Origin of the sequence: Rathayibacter sp. VKM Ac-2805 (genome assembly GCF_009834265.1) — a bacterium.
Taxonomy (GTDB): domain Bacteria; phylum Actinomycetota; class Actinomycetes; order Actinomycetales; family Microbacteriaceae; genus Rathayibacter.
Window position 1 is genome coordinate 3,015,525 of record NZ_CP047185.1, and the last position, 15,424, is coordinate 3,030,948.

Consider the following 15,424-nt stretch of genomic DNA (forward strand, 5'->3'; position numbering starts at 1 on the left):
TCCCCGCTCGGACCTCCGACACGCCGCCCCCGCTCCGCTAACAGCAGCCCCGCTACTCCCCGTCCGCGAAGTCGGTGCTGCGGCTCAGCCCCTCCCACTCGTCGGCATCCGCGCGGAGGGCGTCGAGCGCCGAGCGGAAGGCGTCGGAGGAGTCGTTGCCGAGCAGGAGCAGCGACGGGGTCGTCTCCGACTCGACGACCCGGATCAGCGCGTCCGCCGCGCGGGCCGGGTCGCCCTTCTGCGTGCCGTGGGCCGTGTCGTTCTCCTTGCGGCGCCGGCCGGCGGTGTCGGCGTAGTCGGCGATCGGAGTCGCGGACTGGGTGAGCGAGCGGCCCGCGAAGTCGGTGCGGAACCCGCCCGGCTCGACCGAGAACGCCCGGATGCCCAGCGGCGCGACCTCCTTGCGCAGGGACTCGGTGAGCGCCTCGATCGCGGCCTTCACGGCGGCGTAGTAGCCGGAGCCCTCCGGCGAGATGCGCGCGCCGATCGAGGACAGGTTCACGATCGTGCCCGAGCGGCGCTCGCGCATACCGGGCAGCACGGCCTTGATCGTGCGGACCGTTCCGGAGAAGTGCGTGTCGAACAGGCGGTGGACGGCGGCCTCCTCGCCCTCCTCGACGGCGGCGCGGTAGCCGTAGCCGGCGTTGTTGACGAGAACGTCGACTCCGCCGAAGCGCTCGTGGGCGGCGTCGACCGCGGCGGCGACCTGCCCGTCGTCGGTGACGTCGAGGGCGAGGGCCAGGGCCGTCTCGGGGTGGGCCCCGGTGATGTCGCGGACCGAGTCGACGTCGCGCGCGGTGACGACGGCCCGGTCGCCACGGGCGAGGACGGCGATCGCGAGGGCGCGACCGAGACCGGTCGAGCAGCCGGTGATGAGCCAGGTGGTCATGGTTCCTTCTTCCTCCGAGGTGACGCACCGCTCCTGGGGAGCGGCGCCCTCCAGTCCACCCCTCCACCCCGGCCGGCGGACAGGGGTGGACCGCTCACGCGAACCGCCCCGCCACCTCCGCCAGGCACTCCCGGAACACCCGCACGGCCGGCGACGCCAGCTGCGCCTCGCGCTGGGCGGTGAAGATCGTGCGGCGGGGCGTGCCGGGCAGCTCGAGGAGGCGGCAGTCCGGGGCCTCGCCCGCCCAGACCAGGTCGGGCATCAGGGCGACGGCGTGGCCGGAGGCGGCGAGTCGGATCTGCGCCTGCAGGTCGGCGGTCTCGAAGCGGACGTCCGGCTCGAAGCCCGCGACCCGGCAGGTCTGCTCGGCGAAGTGGCGGCTCGCGGTGCCGCGCGGCTCCATCACCCAGGCGGAGTCGCGGGCCGAGGCGAGGTCGACCACGGCGGAGTCGCGGCTCACGGCGAGGCGGATCGCGTCGGACGTCAGGTCGCTGCGCACCAGTCCGGGCAGCCAGGAGGTCGAGTGGCCGGGGTACTGCTCGGCGACGACGAGGTCGAACTCCCGCGCCCACGACGTCTCGTGCAGAGCGCCCTCCGGCTCGCGCTGCACCATCTCGACGCGCACCTCCGGGAAGCGGTCGGCGACGGCCCGGAGCGCGCCCGGCATGAGCGCGAGCGCGGCCGACTGGAACACCGCGACGCGCACCCGCCCGGTCACCGACTCCCCCGAGGCCGCGAGCGCCGCCTCCGCCCGCTCGAGCAGGGCCATCACCTCGCCGGCCGCCTCGACCAGGATCTCGGCCTGGGGTGTGAGCTGCACGCGCCGGCCCGCCTTCCGCAGCAGCTCGACGCCGGCCTCGCGCTCGAGCACGGCGAGCTGCTGCGAGACGGCGGAGGGACTGTAGGCGAGGGCGTCGGCCGCGGCCGCGAGAGTGCCGCGGATGGCCACCTCGCGGAGCAGGACCAGGCGGCGGACATCGAGCACGGCGTCTCTCCGATCGTTCAGCTGAGCTGACCGGTACCGGTAAGGAACGGTCGCTTCTGCTCAACGGTAGTCGGTCGAATACTGAAGGCACCCCCCTCAGAGCAGAAGGACCGCACCATGACGGATCTCGCCAGCCCCGCTCTCGCCACCGGCCCCGCCGCCGACGGCCCGTCCCCCGATTCGATCGACCCCCGCCTGGTCGACGAGAGCGTCGCCCTGGTGCGGCGCTGGCTGCGCGAGGCGTCCGCGATCCCGATCGACGCCTCCGGGGCGCAGCTGGCGGGCGTGCTGAAGGACCCGTCCGGCCTGGACTTCACGGTCGGCTTCGTCGACGGCGTCGTCCGCCCCGAGGACACCCGGGTCGCGGCGGCGGCGCTGAAGGCGATCGCGGGCGGCGTGCCGTCCTTCCTCCCGGCTCCGACGCGCGGCGCGGTCGCCCTCGGCGGCGTGATGGCGCCGCTCCTCCCGGACGTCGTGGTGCCGATCGCGCGCCGGGTGCTGCGGCGGATGGTCGGCCACCTGATCATCGACGCGACCGACTCGCGCCTGGGCCCGGCCATCGCCGCGATCCGCCGCGACGGCGTCCGGCTCAACATGAACCTGCTCGGCGAGGCCGTCCTCGGCCGCGAGGAGGCCCACCGCCGCCTGGAGGGGACCCACCGGCTCCTCGCCCGCGACGACGTCGACTACGTCTCGATCAAGGTCTCCTCGAGCACCGCCCCGCACAACCCGTGGGCCTTCGACGCCGCGGTCGACGACATCGTCGAGGAGCTGGCGCCGCTGTTCGCCCGGGCCGCCGCCTCCTCGCCGCAGAAGTTCATCAACCTCGACATGGAGGAGTACAAGGACCTCGACCTCACCATCGCGGTCTTCACCCGCATCCTCGACCGGCCGGAGTTCCTCGGCCTCGAGGCCGGCATCGTGCTGCAGGCCTACCTGCCGGACGCGCTCTCGGCGATGATCCGCCTGCAGGAGTGGAGCGCCGCCCGCCGGGCCCGCGGCGGCGCCGGCATCAAGGTGCGCCTGGTCAAGGGCGCGAACCTGCCGATGGAGCAGGTCGAGGCCTCGGTACACGGCTGGCCGCTGGCGACCTGGGGCAGCAAGCAGGACTCCGACACGAACTACAAGCGCGTCGTCGACTACGCGCTGCACCCGGAGCGGATCCGCAACGTGCGGGTCGGCGTCGCCGGGCACAACCTCTTCGACGTCGCGTACTCGTGGCTGCTCGCGGGCACCCGCGGCGTCCGCGAGGGCATCGAGTACGAGATGCTCCTCGGCATGGCCCAGGGCCAGGCGGAGGCGGTGCGCCGCACGGTCGGCTCGCTCCTGCTCTACACGCCGGTCGTCGCGCCGGCCGAGTTCGACGTGGCGATCGCCTACCTGATCCGCCGGCTGGAGGAGGGAGCGTCGAGCCAGAACTTCATGTCGGCCGTCTTCGAGCTCGAGGCCGACCCGGCGCTCTTCGCGCGGGAGGAGGAGCGGTTCCGCGCCTCCGTCGCCGCCCTCGACGGGGCCGTCCCCCCGGCGCACCGCGTGCCCGACCGGTTCGCCGCGAGCGGCCGTCCGGGACCGGGCGACTTCCGCAGCACCCCCGACACCGACCCGTCCGTCGCCGCGAACCGCGAGTGGGCGCAGGCGATCCTCGCGCGCGTCCCCTCCTCCCGGGCCGGCGCCGACGCGATCGAGGCCGCCACGATCGGCACCCTCGACGAGCTGGAGTCGGTGCTCTCCGGCGCCCGCGGCAGCGGCTGGAGCGACGTCCCGGCCGAGGAGCGTGCGCGCATCCTGCACCGCGCGGGCGACGAGCTGGAGGCGCGCCGCGCCGAGCTGCTCGAGGTCATGGCGGCCGAGGGCGGCAAGACCCTCGACCAGGGCGACCCCGAGGTCTCGGAGGCCGTGGACTTCGCCCACTACTACGCCGAGCGCGCCCTCGAGCTCGACGCGGTCGACGGCGCCCGCTTCCACCCGGCCGCGCTGACCCTGGTCGCTCCGCCGTGGAACTTCCCGGTCGCGATCCCGGCCGGCGGCGTCCTCGCGGCGCTCGCGGCCGGCTCCGCCGTGGTGCTCAAGCCCGCCGGTCCGACCGCGCGCTGCGGTGCCGTGGTGGCGGAGGCGCTGTGGGCGGCTGGCGTGCCCCGCGAGGCCCTGCGCCTGCTCCGCCTGCCGGAGGAGGAGCTGGGGCGCGACCTGATCGCCTCCCCGCAGGTCGACCGCGTGATCCTCACCGGCGCCTACGAGACGGCGGAGCTGTTCCGCTCCTTCCGGAACGACCTCCCGCTGCTCGCCGAGACGAGCGGCAAGAACGCGATCGTGGTCACCCCCTCGGCCGACCTCGACCTGGCGGTGAAGGACGTGGTGGCGAGCGCCTTCGGGCACGCGGGCCAGAAGTGCTCCGCCGCCTCGCTCGTGGTGCTGGTCGGCTCCGTCGCTCGCTCGAAGCGGTTCCGCGCGCAGCTGCTCGACGCGGTCTCCTCCCTCACGGTCGGCTACCCGACCGACCCCGCGACGCGGATGGGGCCGGTGATCGAACCCGCCGTGGGCAAGCTGCTGCGCGGCCTGACCGCGCTCGGCGCCGGTGAGACCTGGCTGCTGCAGCCGCGGAGCCTCGACGACTCCGGACGCCTGTGGAGCCCCGGCGTCCGCGACGGCGTGCGCCGCGGGTCCGAGTTCCACCGCACCGAGTACTTCGGGCCGATCCTCGGGATCATGACGGCGGCGACCCTCGACGAGGCGATCGCGATCGTCAACGAGGTCGACTACGGGCTCACCTCGGGCCTGCACGCGCTCGACCCGGAGGAGATCGGCACCTGGCTCGACGGGATCGAGGCCGGCAACCTCTACGTGAACCGCGGGATCACCGGGGCGATCGTGCAGCGCCAGCCGTTCGGCGGCTGGAAGAAGTCGGCGGTCGGCCCGGGCACCAAGGCGGGCGGGCCGGACTACCTGCTCGGCCTGGGCTCCTGGACCGCGGCGCCGTCGGAGGCGACCGCTCCGGTCGTCGGACCGGCCGCCCGCCTGCTCGCCGCGTCGCGTGCGGAGCTCCCGGCGGAGGAGCACGCCGCGGTGGAGCGGACGGCGCGCAGCTGCGCGGCGGCGTGGGCCGCGGGTGCTCCTCGCGACGTGACGGGGCTGGAGGCGGAGCGCAACGTCTTCCGCCGCCTGCCCTACGACTCCGCCGTGCTGGTGCGTTTGGCCGCCGGGGAGCCGCTGGGCTCGCTCGTGCGGGTGGCCGTCGCGGCGGCGACCGCGCAGGCACGGGTGGTCGTCTCGAGCGCCGCGGCGCTGCCTCCGCAGCTCGCCGCCGGTCTCGACGAGGCGGCCGGCGCCGTCGTGGTCGAGGACGACGCGGCGTGGGAGGCGCGGGTGCGCGCGCACGGCGCCGGACGGGTGCGCCTGCTGGGCGCGTCCGCCGCGACGGTGACGGCCGTGACGGGCGGGCGCCCCGACCTCGCGGTCTACGCGGGCGCGGCGACCGAGGCGGGCCGGCTGGAGCTGCTGCCGTTCCTCCGCGAGCAGGCCGTGTCGATCACGGCCCACCGCTTCGGCACGCCGGACCACCTCACGGACGGGCTGCTCTGACGACCCTCCCGCGAGATGCCACTTGAGTACGCCCGCCGCGGCGTGTCGCGTACTCAAGTGGCATCTCGCGCAGGGGCACGCAGGAGAGCGGGCGCCGCGGCGGGATCAGAACAGGCCGCGCGGGGGCTCGATCGAGGCGAGGACGCCGGGAGCGGCGATCACGCTGAGGCGGCCGACCTCCTCCGGGGTCAGCTCGGGCAGGCGCTGCGCGAGGTCGAGGAAGCGCTCGATCTCGGACTCCTCGAGCACGTCGGCGGCGAGCGTGCGGAACTTCGACACGTACTGCTCGCGGCTGAACGGATGCGCGCCCAGCGGATGCGCGTCCGCCACCGCGATCTCGTCGACGATCGTCGTGCCGTCCGTCATCAGGATCTCGACGCGCGCGCCGAACGCCTTCTCGCCCGGATCGGTGGAGTGGTAGCGGCGCGTCCACTCCGCGTCCTCCTGCGTGGTGACCCGGTGCCAGAGCGCGATCGTGTCGGCGCGGGCGGCCCGCTCGGGGGCGTAGCTGTGCACGTGGTGCCAGGCGCCGTCCTGCAGCGCCACCGTGAAGATGTACGGCACGGAGTGGTCCAGCGTCTCGCGGGACGCGGCCGGGTCGTACTTCTGCGGGTCGTTCGCGCCCGAGCCGATCACGAAGTGCGTGTGGTGCGAGGTGTGCAGGACGATCCGCTCGACGCGCTCGGGATCGGCGGCCTCGGGGTGCGTGCGGTGCAGGCGGCGGGCGAGGTCGATCAGCGCCTGCGCCTGGTACTCGGCCGAGTGCTCCTTCGTGTAGGTGTCGAGGATCGCGCGCTTGGCCTCGCCGCGGTCGGGCAGCGGGACGTCGTAGCTCGCGTCGGCGCCGTCGAGCATCCAGGCGATGACGCCGTCCTCGCCCTCGTAGATCGGCGACGGGCTGGTCTCGCCGCGCATCGCCCGGTCGACCGCCTCGATCGCCATCTTCCCCGCGAAGGCCGGCGCGTACGCCTTCCAGCTCGAGATCTCGCCCTTGCGCGACTGCCGCGTGGCGGTCGTCGTGTGCAGGGCCTGCGCGACGGCCTGCTCGATCGTCGCGACGTCGAGGCCGAGCAGCGTGCCGATCCCGGCGGCGGCCGAGGGGCCGAGGTGCGCGACGTGGTCGATCTTGTGCCGGTGCAGGCTGATCGCGCGCACCAGGTCGACCTGGACCTCGTATCCGGTGACGATGCCGCGGACGAGCTGCGCCCCGCCGATGCCCGCGTGCTGGGCGACGGCGATCAGCGGAGGGATGTTGTCGCCCGGGTGCGAGTACTCGGCCGCCAGGAACGTGTCGTGGTAGTCGAGCTCGCGCACGGCGACTCCGTTGGCCCAGGCCGCCCACTCGGGCGACACCCGGCGGGCCGGGTCGACGCCGAGGACGACCGAGCCCTGGCCGCCGATGGAGGCGGGGTGCGCGAGAGCCTGCGCGCGGGCGGCGACGACCGGGCGGCGCAGGAGCGACGCGGTGGCGACGGCGGCGTTGTCGATGACCCGGTTGACCACCATCTCGGCGACCTCGTCGTCGATCTCGACCGGATCGGCGGCGACCTCGGCGAGCGCGTGGGCGAGCTGCCCGTGTCGCGGGAGCTCCTCGTCGCTGCGGTGGACGCGGACGTGGTGTTCGTGCACGGGCGGCTCCTTCGTCTCTCCCCCCAGGCTATCGCCCGCCTCCGGCCCGGGCCGCGCGGGCAGAATGGGCGGATGTCCTCCCTCACGCGCGTCGCGGCGCTCGACTGCGGCACCAACTCCCTCCGCCTGCTGATCGCCGACGTGGAGGGCGGGCGCCTCCGGGACGTCCAGCGCCGCACCGAGCTCGTGCGGCTGGGCCGCGGGGTCGACCGCACCGGCCGCTTCGACCCGGCCGCGCTCGAGCGGACCCTCGCCGTCACCCGCGAGTACGCGGCCGCCGCGCAGGAGGCCGGCGCCGAGCACCTCCGCTTCGTCGCTACCTCGGCCACCCGCGACGCGGCCGACCGCGAGGACTTCCTCGCCGCCGTCGAGCGGATCCTCGGCGTCACCCCGGAGACGATCTCCGGCGAGGAGGAGGCGCGGCTCTCCTTCCGCGGCGCGGTCTCGGCCGTCGACTCCGCCCGGCCCGTGCTGGTCGTCGACCTCGGCGGCGGCTCGACCGAGCTCGTGCTCGGCGGAGCGGAGCCGGAGCAGGCGCATTCGATGGACGTCGGCAGCGTCCGCCTGACCGAGCGCCACCGCCGGGCCGCCGAACCGACGGAGGGCGAGCGCGCGGCGATGCGGGCGGACGTGGGCGCCGCGCTGGCCGCCTCCTCCGTCGACCTCTCGCAGGCCCGGAGCGTCGTCGGCGTCGCCGCGACCGTGCTCACGATCACCGCGCACGTCCTCCGCACCACCGACCGCGCCGCGCTCGAGACGTCCCTCCCCCTCTCCGACGTCCTCGCCGCCTGCGACGAGCTCGCCGCACTGTCTCCGGAGGGGACGGCGGCCCTCCCCTGGGTCCGCCCGGGGCGCGAGGACGTGCTGGCGGCCGGCGCGCTGGTCTGGGGCGAGGTCCTCCGCGCGGTCCACGAGGCGTCGCCGGGCGTCGACCGGGTCCACTCGACCGCGCACGACATCCTCGACGGCATCGCGCTCGGCCTCGCCTGACGCCCGCGCGGGTCAGGCGGTGAGGGCGCTCCCGGAGTCGCGCGGGAGCCGGGCGGCGGCGGCGAGCGGCACGAGGGTCAGCACCGCGAGGGCGAGGAAGGCGACGCGGTAGGGGACGAGGCCGGGCCCGATCGCGGTGCCGACGGCGAGCGCCACCGCGCCCACCGCGACCCCGAGGCCGGCCGCGATCTGCTGCGTGGTGGCGTTGAGGGTGTTGGCGCCCGACATCCCCTCCTGCGGGACCTCGGCGAACGTGACGGTGTTGTAGGCCGTGAAGCCCGCCGAGCGGGCCACTCCGCTCAGCACCAGCAGCGCCACCACGAGCGCCACCGGAGTCGCCGGCTCGAGGAACGCCATCGCCGCCATGCACGCCGCCCCGACCGCGCTCGCCGCGACCAGCACCCCGCGGAAGCCGAGGCGCCGCAGCAGCGGAGTCGTGGCCGGCTTGATCGCCAGGTTGCCGGCGAAGAGCGCCAGCACCACGGAGCCGGCCTGCACCGGGCTCCAGCCGAACGCGTCCTGGAACAGCAGCGGGAGCAGGAACGGCACCGCGTTCACGGTCGCCCGGTAGAGCGATCCGCTCGCGTTGGCGACCCGGAAGGTGCGGAAGCGGAAGGCGTCGAGCCGCACGAGCGGATGCTCGGCGCGGCGCAGGTGCCGCACGGCGAGCGCCGTCACGACCGCGCCGACGAGCATCGGCGCCACCGCCCGCCCGTCGAGCTCGGAGCCGGTGAGGAGCCCCGCCGCTCCGACCAGCGCGCCCAGCCCGACCGCGACGAGCACCAGCCCCGTGACGTCGAGCGGGGGCGGCGCGCTCTCGGAGGTGACGGGGACGATCCGGCGCGCGATCGCGAACGCGACGACCCCGAGGGGCAGGTTGATCAGGAAGATCCAGTGCCAGGAGGCGACGGTCGTGAGAAGGCCGCCGAGGAACGGCGCGATCACGGGGGCGACCAGTCCCGGCCAGACCAGGATCGCGATGGCGTGGATGATCCCCTCCCGCGGAGTCGCCCGCAGCACCGCGAGCCGGCCGACCGGCACCATCAGCGCGCCGCCGACGCCCTGCAGGACCCGGGCGCCGACCAGAAGCGGCAGCGTGGGGCTGAGCGCGCAGAGCAGGGAGGCGAGGGTGAAGACGGCGATCGCGGTGGTGAAGACGCGGCGCACGCCGAAGCGCTCGCTGAGCCAGCCCGAGGCCGGGATGAGGACGGCGACGGTGAGGAGGAACGCGGTGACGGTGATCGAGACCGCGGCGGAGTCGACGCCCAGGTCGGCGGCGATCGCGGGCGCGGCGGTCGTCACGATCGTGGCGTCGAGGTTCTCCATGAAGAAGCAGCCGGCGACGAGCAGCGCGAGGGAGCGGTGGCGGGGGTCCGTGCTGTCCTCCTCGGCGTGGGGCTGTCGGCGGCGAGCGTAGCGCGGCGACGGCGCGGCCGCCGGGCGGGTACCGTCGCAGCATGAGCGCTGCAGCCGAGACCAGGACGATCCAACTCCGACGCTACGAGCTGATGGACGGGGTGATGGACGACTTCCTCGCCTGGTTCCCCGAGCGGATCGTGCCGGCGCGCGAGGCCCACGGCTTCCGGATCGAGTTCGCCTACGCCGACCGCGAGGTGAACGAGTTCGTCTGGGCGGTCAGCACGGCCGGCGACGCCGACGCGTTCGCCGAGGTCGAGCGGGCGTACCTGGCCTCGCCCGAGCGCGACGCCGCCTTCGCGGGCGAGCCGAAGCGCGTCGCGGTGCAGCACGTGCGGCTGGTCGAGCGGATCGTCTGACCCGGGCGGCGTCCGAGCCGAGCGGCGTCCGACCCGGGCGCCGTCGTCTCCGGGGCGCCGCCGACTCCGGGCGCCGTCGGGTCCGGCCCGGTCAGCTCCGGGCGCGCCGCACGGCCGCGAGGACGCCGCGGACCACGAGCGTCCCGACCGCGATCGACCCGATCGCTCCGGTCAGGCGCGCCCAGACGTGCTTCGGCCGGTCGATCCCGGCGCGGTCGGCGGGCGAGGGGAGCGAGGCGGGCGCGAGCGTGCGGCCCGCGGCTCCCGCCTCGGCCATGTGGGCGAGCCGGCGCACGGCCTCGCGGTTGCGGATCCAGAGGAACGAGTGCATCAGCGGCTTCGGGACGAGCGTGCCCGGGCCCTTCACGGGCGCCTCGTGCATCCGCACCTTCGCGCCGCGCGCGTGCGGCTCGACCTCGACGCGCACCCGGGCCTCGCCGAGCGGCCAGCCGGCGGCCTGGATGACCGTCCGGCGCGGCGGGTCCCACTCGAGAACCGTCGTGTGGTCGTCGATCACGAGCGGCCAGAGGCCGAAGGAGTGGTGCAGCTGCGAGCCCACGTGCGGGAAGTCCGCGTCGACCTTCCGCATCCGCGACGCGCCGACGACCCAGCTCGGGAACAGCCAGCCGGAGGCGAGCACCGCGAAGACGGACTCGGGCGGGCAGTGGACGACGCGGGTGGTGCGGGACATCGCGGGCTCCTTCGAGTGGTGGTGGGGCGCGTGGGGGCGCCGTCCCTCAGCCTGGCAGGCCGGGGGCGGCGACGGGCGCAGCGCAACGGCGGCGGCTCAGGCCGGGTGCGCCTCCGGCGACAGGTCGGGCGACTCGCGCACCCCGAACTCGTGCCGCAGCGCGCTGCGGGCGGCGTGCCAGCCGGCCATGCCGTGCACGCCCGGCCCGGGCGGGGTGGACGAGGAGCAGAGGTAGAGCCCCTTCGCGGGCGTCCGCCACGGGTCGGTCGTGGGGACCGGGCGCGAGAGCAGCTGCGCGACGCTCGCGGCTCCGGCGGCGATGTCCCCGCCCAGGTAGTTCGGGTTGTAGGCCTGCATGTCGCGGGCGGTCATCGAGGAGGCGCCGATCACGCGGTCGCGGAACCCGGGGGCGAAGCGCTCGATCTGGGCGGTGATCGCCTCCTGCTGGTCGGCGGGCGAGTACCGGGGGACGTGCGTGTACGCCCAGAGGACGTGCTTGCCCTCGGGCGCCCGGGTCGGATCGGCGATCGAGGGCTGCGCCACCAGCACGTAGGGGCTGCGGCTGTGCCGGCCGCGCTTCACGTCGCGCTCGGCGGCCGCGATCTCGGCGCGGCTGCCTCCGACGTGCAGCGTGCCCGCGCCGGCGAGCTCCGGGTTCGTCCACGGCACCGGCCCGTCGAGGGCGAAGTCGACCTTGGCCACGCCGTTGCCGTAGCGGAAGCGCTGGAGGGCCGCGGCGTACGCCGGGGGCAGCCGGTCCCCCGCCATCGCGAGCAGCGCCGTCGGCGTGCCGTCGACGAGCACGGCGCGGGCCGGGGGCAGCTCGGAGAGGGAGGTCACCTCGACGCCGGTCTCGATGGTGCCGCCGTGCGCCCGGAGGTCGTCGGCGAGCGCGTCGACGATCGACTGGCTGCCTCCGATCGGCACCGGCCAGCCGCGCGCGTGGGCGTAGGCGCCGAGCGCCAGGGCGGCCGCGGCCGTCGACGGGCTCGGCATCGGGCGGATCGAGTGCGCGGCGACCCCGGAGAACATCGCCGGGGCGACGTCCTCGCGGAAGCGCAGGTTCCACACCGGGGTGCCCTGCTCGAGCACCCGCAGCCCGAAGCGGATCAGCACGCTCGGGTCCGTCGGGATCCGCAGCAGCGCGTCGTTGGTGAAGCCCGCGACGCGGTCGGCCCGCTCGGAGAGAGGTCCCATCAGGGCGCGCCACGCCGCTCCGTCGCGCCCCAGCGCCTCGACCGTGCGGTCGAGGTCGCGGTAGGCGATGCCCGCGCGGCCGCCGTCGAGCGGATGCGCGTACGAGATCTCGGGGACGACCAGCTCGATGCGCCGGTCGAGCCCGAAGGCGCGGAAGAAGCCGGACGCGAGCGCCATCGGGTGCACCGCCGAGCAGACGTCGTGGTGGAAGCCGGGCAGCGTCAGCTCCGCCGTGCGCGCGCCGCCGCCGATCGTCTCGTTGCGCTCGAGCACGGTGACCGAGAGCCCGGCCCGCGCGAGCGTGACCGCGGCGGCGAGGCCGTTGGGCCCCGCCCCGATGACGACGGCGTCGACCACGGTCACTTCCTCCGCAGGGCCGAGACGACGCCCGCGGCGCCGGCGGCGAGGGCCGCGGCGGCCCCCGCGTAGCTCAGGGCGCGGTGGCGGATCATCCAGATCTGGGGCGTCATGGTGTGCGCGCGGTCGCTGAAGAGGCCGCGGGCGCCGTGATCGCCGGGGACCGGCTCGTAGACGTTGTTCGGCAGCATCGGCTCCGCCTTGTCGGGGGCCTGCTGACCGTCGAAGGCGCTGCGGGCGAGGTACCAGTCCATGAAGCGCCCGGCGAAGCGGTCGCCGAGGATGGTGCCCGCGGTCGGCTCGCCGACCCAGGTGCGGCGGCGCGGCTTGTCGGCCACGTCGGCGATCGCGATCGCGCCCACCTCGGGCTCGTAGATCGGCGGCACGGGCTGCGGGTGGTGCGGCAGCTGCGACTTCACCCAGTTGAACTGGATGGTGTTGAGCGCCGGCATGTCGACCTCGGACAGGCGCACGCGGCTCTTCGCGTGCAGCAGCTCCGCGGTGACGGCCTCGGTGAAGCCTCGGGCGCCGAACTTGGAGGCGCAGTACGCGGCCTGCAGCGGGATGCCCCGGTGCGCGAGGGCGGAGCCGACCTGGATGACGTGCCCGCGGTCGCGCGGGGTCATCCGGGAGAGGGCTGCGCGGGTGCCGTTGACGAAGCCGAAGAAGTTGACGCCCACGGCGCGCTCGAAGTCGGCGGGCTCGGTCGAGAGGAACTCGCCGAAGACGCCGACCATCGCGTCGTTGACCCACAGCTCGATCGGGCCGAGCTCGGCCTCGACCCGGTCGGCCGCCGACTCGACGGCCTCGCGGTCGGCCACGTCGGTCGGGATGCCCAGCCCGCGCCGGCCCTTCTGCTCGATCTCGGCCACCGTGGCCGCCAGTCCGTCCTCGCCGCGCGCCAGCACGGCGACGTCCCAGCCGCGGGAGGCGAGCTCGCGGACCGTGGCGCGTCCGAGCCCGGCCGTGCCGCCCGTGACGACGGCGACTCCTCGGCTCATGCGCGGGCCTCGCGGGAGGAGGTCTCGAGGCGGGGGTGCTGCGTCATGGTGCGGGCTCCTTCGTGAGGGCGCGGTGTGCGTCGGGAGTCCCACGCTAGGCGGGAGCGGCGGCGCGGCGCGCGGGGTTGCGCCCGATCGGTGGAGAGCTCGGTGGATCCGCGCCCGGGGAGGAGAATCGCTCCCGACAGCTCCCGGCTCTCCTCCAGAGACCGCCGCCAGACTGACGCCCGCCCGAGCACCCTCCGACCGGATCGACGCATGACCTCTCTCCTCGACCTGAGCCTCGTCTCCGGCCCCCTCGTCGTCGCCGTCTACGTGCTCGCGATCGGAGCGCTCCTCCTCCTGCTCGCCGCCCACGTCCGCGCTCCCCGCCGCGGGCGCTCCCGACGCGGCGGGATCGCCGTCGCGGTCCTCCTCCTGGGCCTGATCGGCGGCGCCGCCCTGGCCGCCCTCGTCGACGGGCCCGACGGCCCGTTCGGCGTCGACTTCACGCCGGTCACCCGGGTCGCGATCGGCCTCGGGATCGGCGGGCTGGGCGTCGCCCTGATCGTCCTCGGGCACGCGATCGCCCGCCGGCGCGCGCGCGGGGTGCTCGCATCGCTCGCGGCCGGAGTGCTCGTCGTCGCGGCGGCCGCGATGACCGTCAACATCGACTTCGGCCAGTACCCCACGGTGCGCAGCGCGCTCGGGATCAGCGCGTACTCCGACTCCTCCGTGCCGGTCGCCGCCGCGGACGGACCGCACTCGGACCTCGCGACCTGGACGGCCCCGGCCGGGATGCCCGCCGTCGGCTCGGTCTCGACGGTCGCCATCCCCGCCACCGCGTCGGGCTTCCCGGCCCGCGACGCCGTGGTCTACCTCCCGCCCGCGGCCCTCACCGCGACCCCGCCGCTGCTGCCGGTGATGATCATGCTCTCGGGGCAGCCGGGGTCGCCCTCCGATCCGCTCTCGACCGAGAAGTTCCAGCAGACCCTCGACGCCTACGCCGCCGCGCACGCCGGCCTCGCGCCGATCGTCGTGTCGCCCGACCAGCTGGGCGATCCGGACAGGAACCCGATGTGCGTCGACTCGCCGCTCGGGAAGTCGGCCACCTACCTCACCGTCGACGTCCCGAACTGGATCCGCGCCAACCTGCCGGTGCTCGGCGACGCGCAGCACTGGGCGATCGGCGGCCTCTCGCAGGGCGGGACCTGCTCGATCCAGCTCGGCGCCGGCCACCCGTCGCTCTTCGGCAACATCGTCGACGCCTCGGGCGAGCTCGCGCCGACCCTCGGCAGCGAGGCGGCGACGGTCGCGCAGGGGTTCGGCGGCGACCAGGCCGCCTACGAGGCCGCGAAGCCGGTGAACGTCCTCGCGGCGAACGCCCCCTACACCGGCACCGTCGCGATCTTCGGAGTCGGCGCCGAGGACACCTCGTTCCTCCCCGGAGCGAAGACCGTCTACGCCGCGGCCGTCGCCGCCGGCATGAGCGCCACCTACCTCGAGGTGCCGGACAGCGCCCACGACGTCACGGCGTGGTCGGCGACCTTCGACAAGGGCCTCGAGATCCTCGCCGACCGCTGGAAGCTCGTCCCCGCCTCCTGAGCGGCTCCGGGCCTCAGGCGCTCTCGACCAGCCGGACCGCCGCCTCGATCCCGCCGCTCCACGGCGCTCCGTGGCCCGGCACCACCCAGCGCGCCCCGGTGGGCAGGAGCGCCCGGAGCGACGCGAGCGCCTGCTCCGGCTCGTCGGTGAAGGGCGCGGGCTGCGGACCCGTGCGGCCGGTGAGCACGTGGCGGGTGGTCAGCCCGTCGCCGACGAAGACCGCGTCGGCCAGCGGCACGTGCACGGCGATGCTCCCCGGGGAGTGACCCGGGAGCGCGATCACGCGGGGAGCGCCCGGCAGGTCGAGCGTCTGCCCGTCGTGCACTTCGACGACCTCGGTGAGCGGCGGGACCGTCGCGATGCCCTTCCGCAGCGCGTAGGCCGCGAAGCCGAGGAGCGGCAGGACGCGCAGCCGCGGTGTCGCGGTCCTCGGCTTCGCCCCGCCCTTCGCCCGCTCGGCGTCGGCGGCGTGCACGTGGACCGGCACGCCGTGGTCGCGGCGCAGGCGCTCGGCGAAGCCCACGTGGTCGGAGTCGCCGTGGGTCAGCACGACGCCGCGCACATCGTCGAGGGTGCGGCCCATTGCGCGCAGCTCGGCCAGGAGCTCCGGCCAGAGACCGGGCAGGCCGGCGTCGATGAGCGTGACGCCCTCGTCGGTGTGGACGAGGTGGACGGCGACGATGTCGGTGCCGATGCGGCGCAGGTGGGGTCCGAGTTCCATGATGGCTACGCTAGTTAGCCATCATG

12 protein-coding genes are annotated in these 15,424 nt (G+C 75.1%); 4 read left to right on the forward strand and 8 right to left on the reverse strand.

The genetic code is table 11. From position 1 onward, the window contains the following. Nucleotides 1-52 precede the first annotated feature (52 nt). Nucleotides 53-889 carry an oxidoreductase gene (locus GSU40_RS14175; protein WP_160035416.1) on the reverse strand — a complete coding sequence of 279 codons (837 nt, stop codon included), beginning with the start codon at nt 887-889 and terminating at the stop codon, nt 53-55. 94 nt (nt 890-983) lie between these two features. Then, on the reverse strand, nt 984-1,874 hold the full coding sequence (locus GSU40_RS14180; RefSeq protein WP_160035418.1) for a LysR family transcriptional regulator: 891 nt from the start codon (nt 1,872-1,874) through the stop codon (nt 984-986). Between the two features lie 117 nt (nt 1,875-1,991). On the opposite strand from GSU40_RS14180, the gene GSU40_RS14185 reads away from it, so the two are divergent. After that, complete coding sequence (locus GSU40_RS14185) at nt 1,992-5,453, forward strand: bifunctional proline dehydrogenase/L-glutamate gamma-semialdehyde dehydrogenase (RefSeq protein WP_160035420.1); 3,462 nt, start codon at nt 1,992-1,994, stop codon at nt 5,451-5,453. Nucleotides 5,454-5,558: 105 nt separating this feature from the next. On the opposite strand, the gene GSU40_RS14190 is transcribed toward GSU40_RS14185, so the two are convergent. Beyond that, entirely contained in the window at nt 5,559-7,082 is a 1,524-nt protein-coding gene (locus GSU40_RS14190; RefSeq protein WP_104251037.1) for an MmgE/PrpD family protein, read from the reverse strand. 72 nt (nt 7,083-7,154) lie between these two features. On the opposite strand from GSU40_RS14190, the gene GSU40_RS14195 reads away from it, so the two are divergent. Next, a complete protein-coding gene (locus GSU40_RS14195) occupies nt 7,155-8,072 on the forward strand; it encodes an exopolyphosphatase (RefSeq protein WP_160035422.1) in 918 nt (305 codons plus the stop codon). A gap of 12 nt (nt 8,073-8,084) precedes the next feature. Here the strand turns inward: GSU40_RS14195 and GSU40_RS14200 are convergent, their stop codons facing one another. Continuing rightward, nucleotides 8,085-9,422 carry an MFS transporter gene (locus GSU40_RS14200; protein ID WP_279630849.1) on the reverse strand — a complete coding sequence of 446 codons (1,338 nt, stop codon included), beginning with the start codon at nt 9,420-9,422 and terminating at the stop codon, nt 8,085-8,087. A gap of 107 nt (nt 9,423-9,529) precedes the next feature. Here GSU40_RS14200 and GSU40_RS14205 point away from each other — a divergent pair, with 107 nt between their 5' ends. After that, nucleotides 9,530-9,847: an NIPSNAP family protein gene (locus GSU40_RS14205; RefSeq protein ID WP_104224531.1), complete on the forward strand. Its 318-nt coding sequence runs from the start codon at nt 9,530-9,532 to the stop codon at nt 9,845-9,847. A gap of 91 nt (nt 9,848-9,938) precedes the next feature. Here the strand turns inward: GSU40_RS14205 and GSU40_RS14210 are convergent, their stop codons facing one another. From GSU40_RS14210 to GSU40_RS14220, 3 genes are all read right to left on the reverse strand, one after another. Continuing rightward, nucleotides 9,939-10,538 carry an SRPBCC family protein gene (locus tag GSU40_RS14210; protein WP_160035426.1) on the reverse strand — a complete coding sequence of 200 codons (600 nt, stop codon included), beginning with the start codon at nt 10,536-10,538 and terminating at the stop codon, nt 9,939-9,941. Between the two features lie 96 nt (nt 10,539-10,634). Next, nucleotides 10,635-12,098, reverse strand: a complete 1,464-nt coding sequence (locus GSU40_RS14215; RefSeq protein WP_104227217.1) for an NAD(P)/FAD-dependent oxidoreductase — start codon at nt 12,096-12,098, stop codon at nt 10,635-10,637. Then, nucleotides 12,095-13,093, reverse strand: a complete 999-nt coding sequence (locus GSU40_RS14220; RefSeq protein ID WP_160035428.1) for an SDR family oxidoreductase — start codon at nt 13,091-13,093, stop codon at nt 12,095-12,097. Before GSU40_RS14220 ends, GSU40_RS14215 begins: the two co-directional genes overlap by 4 nt. Nucleotides 13,094-13,351: 258 nt before the next feature. On the opposite strand from GSU40_RS14220, the gene GSU40_RS14225 reads away from it, so the two are divergent. Then, on the forward strand, nt 13,352-14,677 hold the full coding sequence (locus GSU40_RS14225) for an alpha/beta hydrolase-fold protein (RefSeq protein WP_160035430.1): 1,326 nt from the start codon (nt 13,352-13,354) through the stop codon (nt 14,675-14,677). A gap of 13 nt (nt 14,678-14,690) precedes the next feature. On the opposite strand, the gene GSU40_RS14230 is transcribed toward GSU40_RS14225, so the two are convergent. Beyond that, nucleotides 14,691-15,398, reverse strand: coding sequence for an MBL fold metallo-hydrolase (locus GSU40_RS14230; RefSeq protein ID WP_104251043.1), 708 nt, complete (start codon nt 15,396-15,398; stop codon nt 14,691-14,693). Nucleotides 15,399-15,424 lie beyond the last annotated feature (26 nt).

Excerpts from the sequence above, each read along its gene's own strand:
- GSU40_RS14230 (WP_104251043.1), bottom strand. The coding sequence starts at position 15,398 with ATGGAACTCGGACCCCACCTGCGCCGCATCGGCACCGACATCGTCGCC.
- GSU40_RS14220 (WP_160035428.1), bottom strand. The coding sequence starts at position 13,093 with ATGAGCCGAGGAGTCGCCGTCGTCACGGGCGGCACGGCCGGGCTCGGA.
- GSU40_RS14185 (WP_160035420.1), top strand. The coding sequence starts at position 1,992 with ATGACGGATCTCGCCAGCCCCGCTCTCGCCACCGGCCCCGCCGCCGAC.
- GSU40_RS14195 (WP_160035422.1), top strand. The coding sequence starts at position 7,155 with ATGTCCTCCCTCACGCGCGTCGCGGCGCTCGACTGCGGCACCAACTCC.
- GSU40_RS14210 (WP_160035426.1), bottom strand. The coding sequence starts at position 10,538 with ATGTCCCGCACCACCCGCGTCGTCCACTGCCCGCCCGAGTCCGTCTTC.
- GSU40_RS14225 (WP_160035430.1), top strand. The coding sequence starts at position 13,352 with ATGACCTCTCTCCTCGACCTGAGCCTCGTCTCCGGCCCCCTCGTCGTC.
- GSU40_RS14175 (WP_160035416.1), bottom strand. The coding sequence starts at position 889 with ATGACCACCTGGCTCATCACCGGCTGCTCGACCGGTCTCGGTCGCGCC.
- GSU40_RS14205 (WP_104224531.1), top strand. The coding sequence starts at position 9,530 with ATGAGCGCTGCAGCCGAGACCAGGACGATCCAACTCCGACGCTACGAG.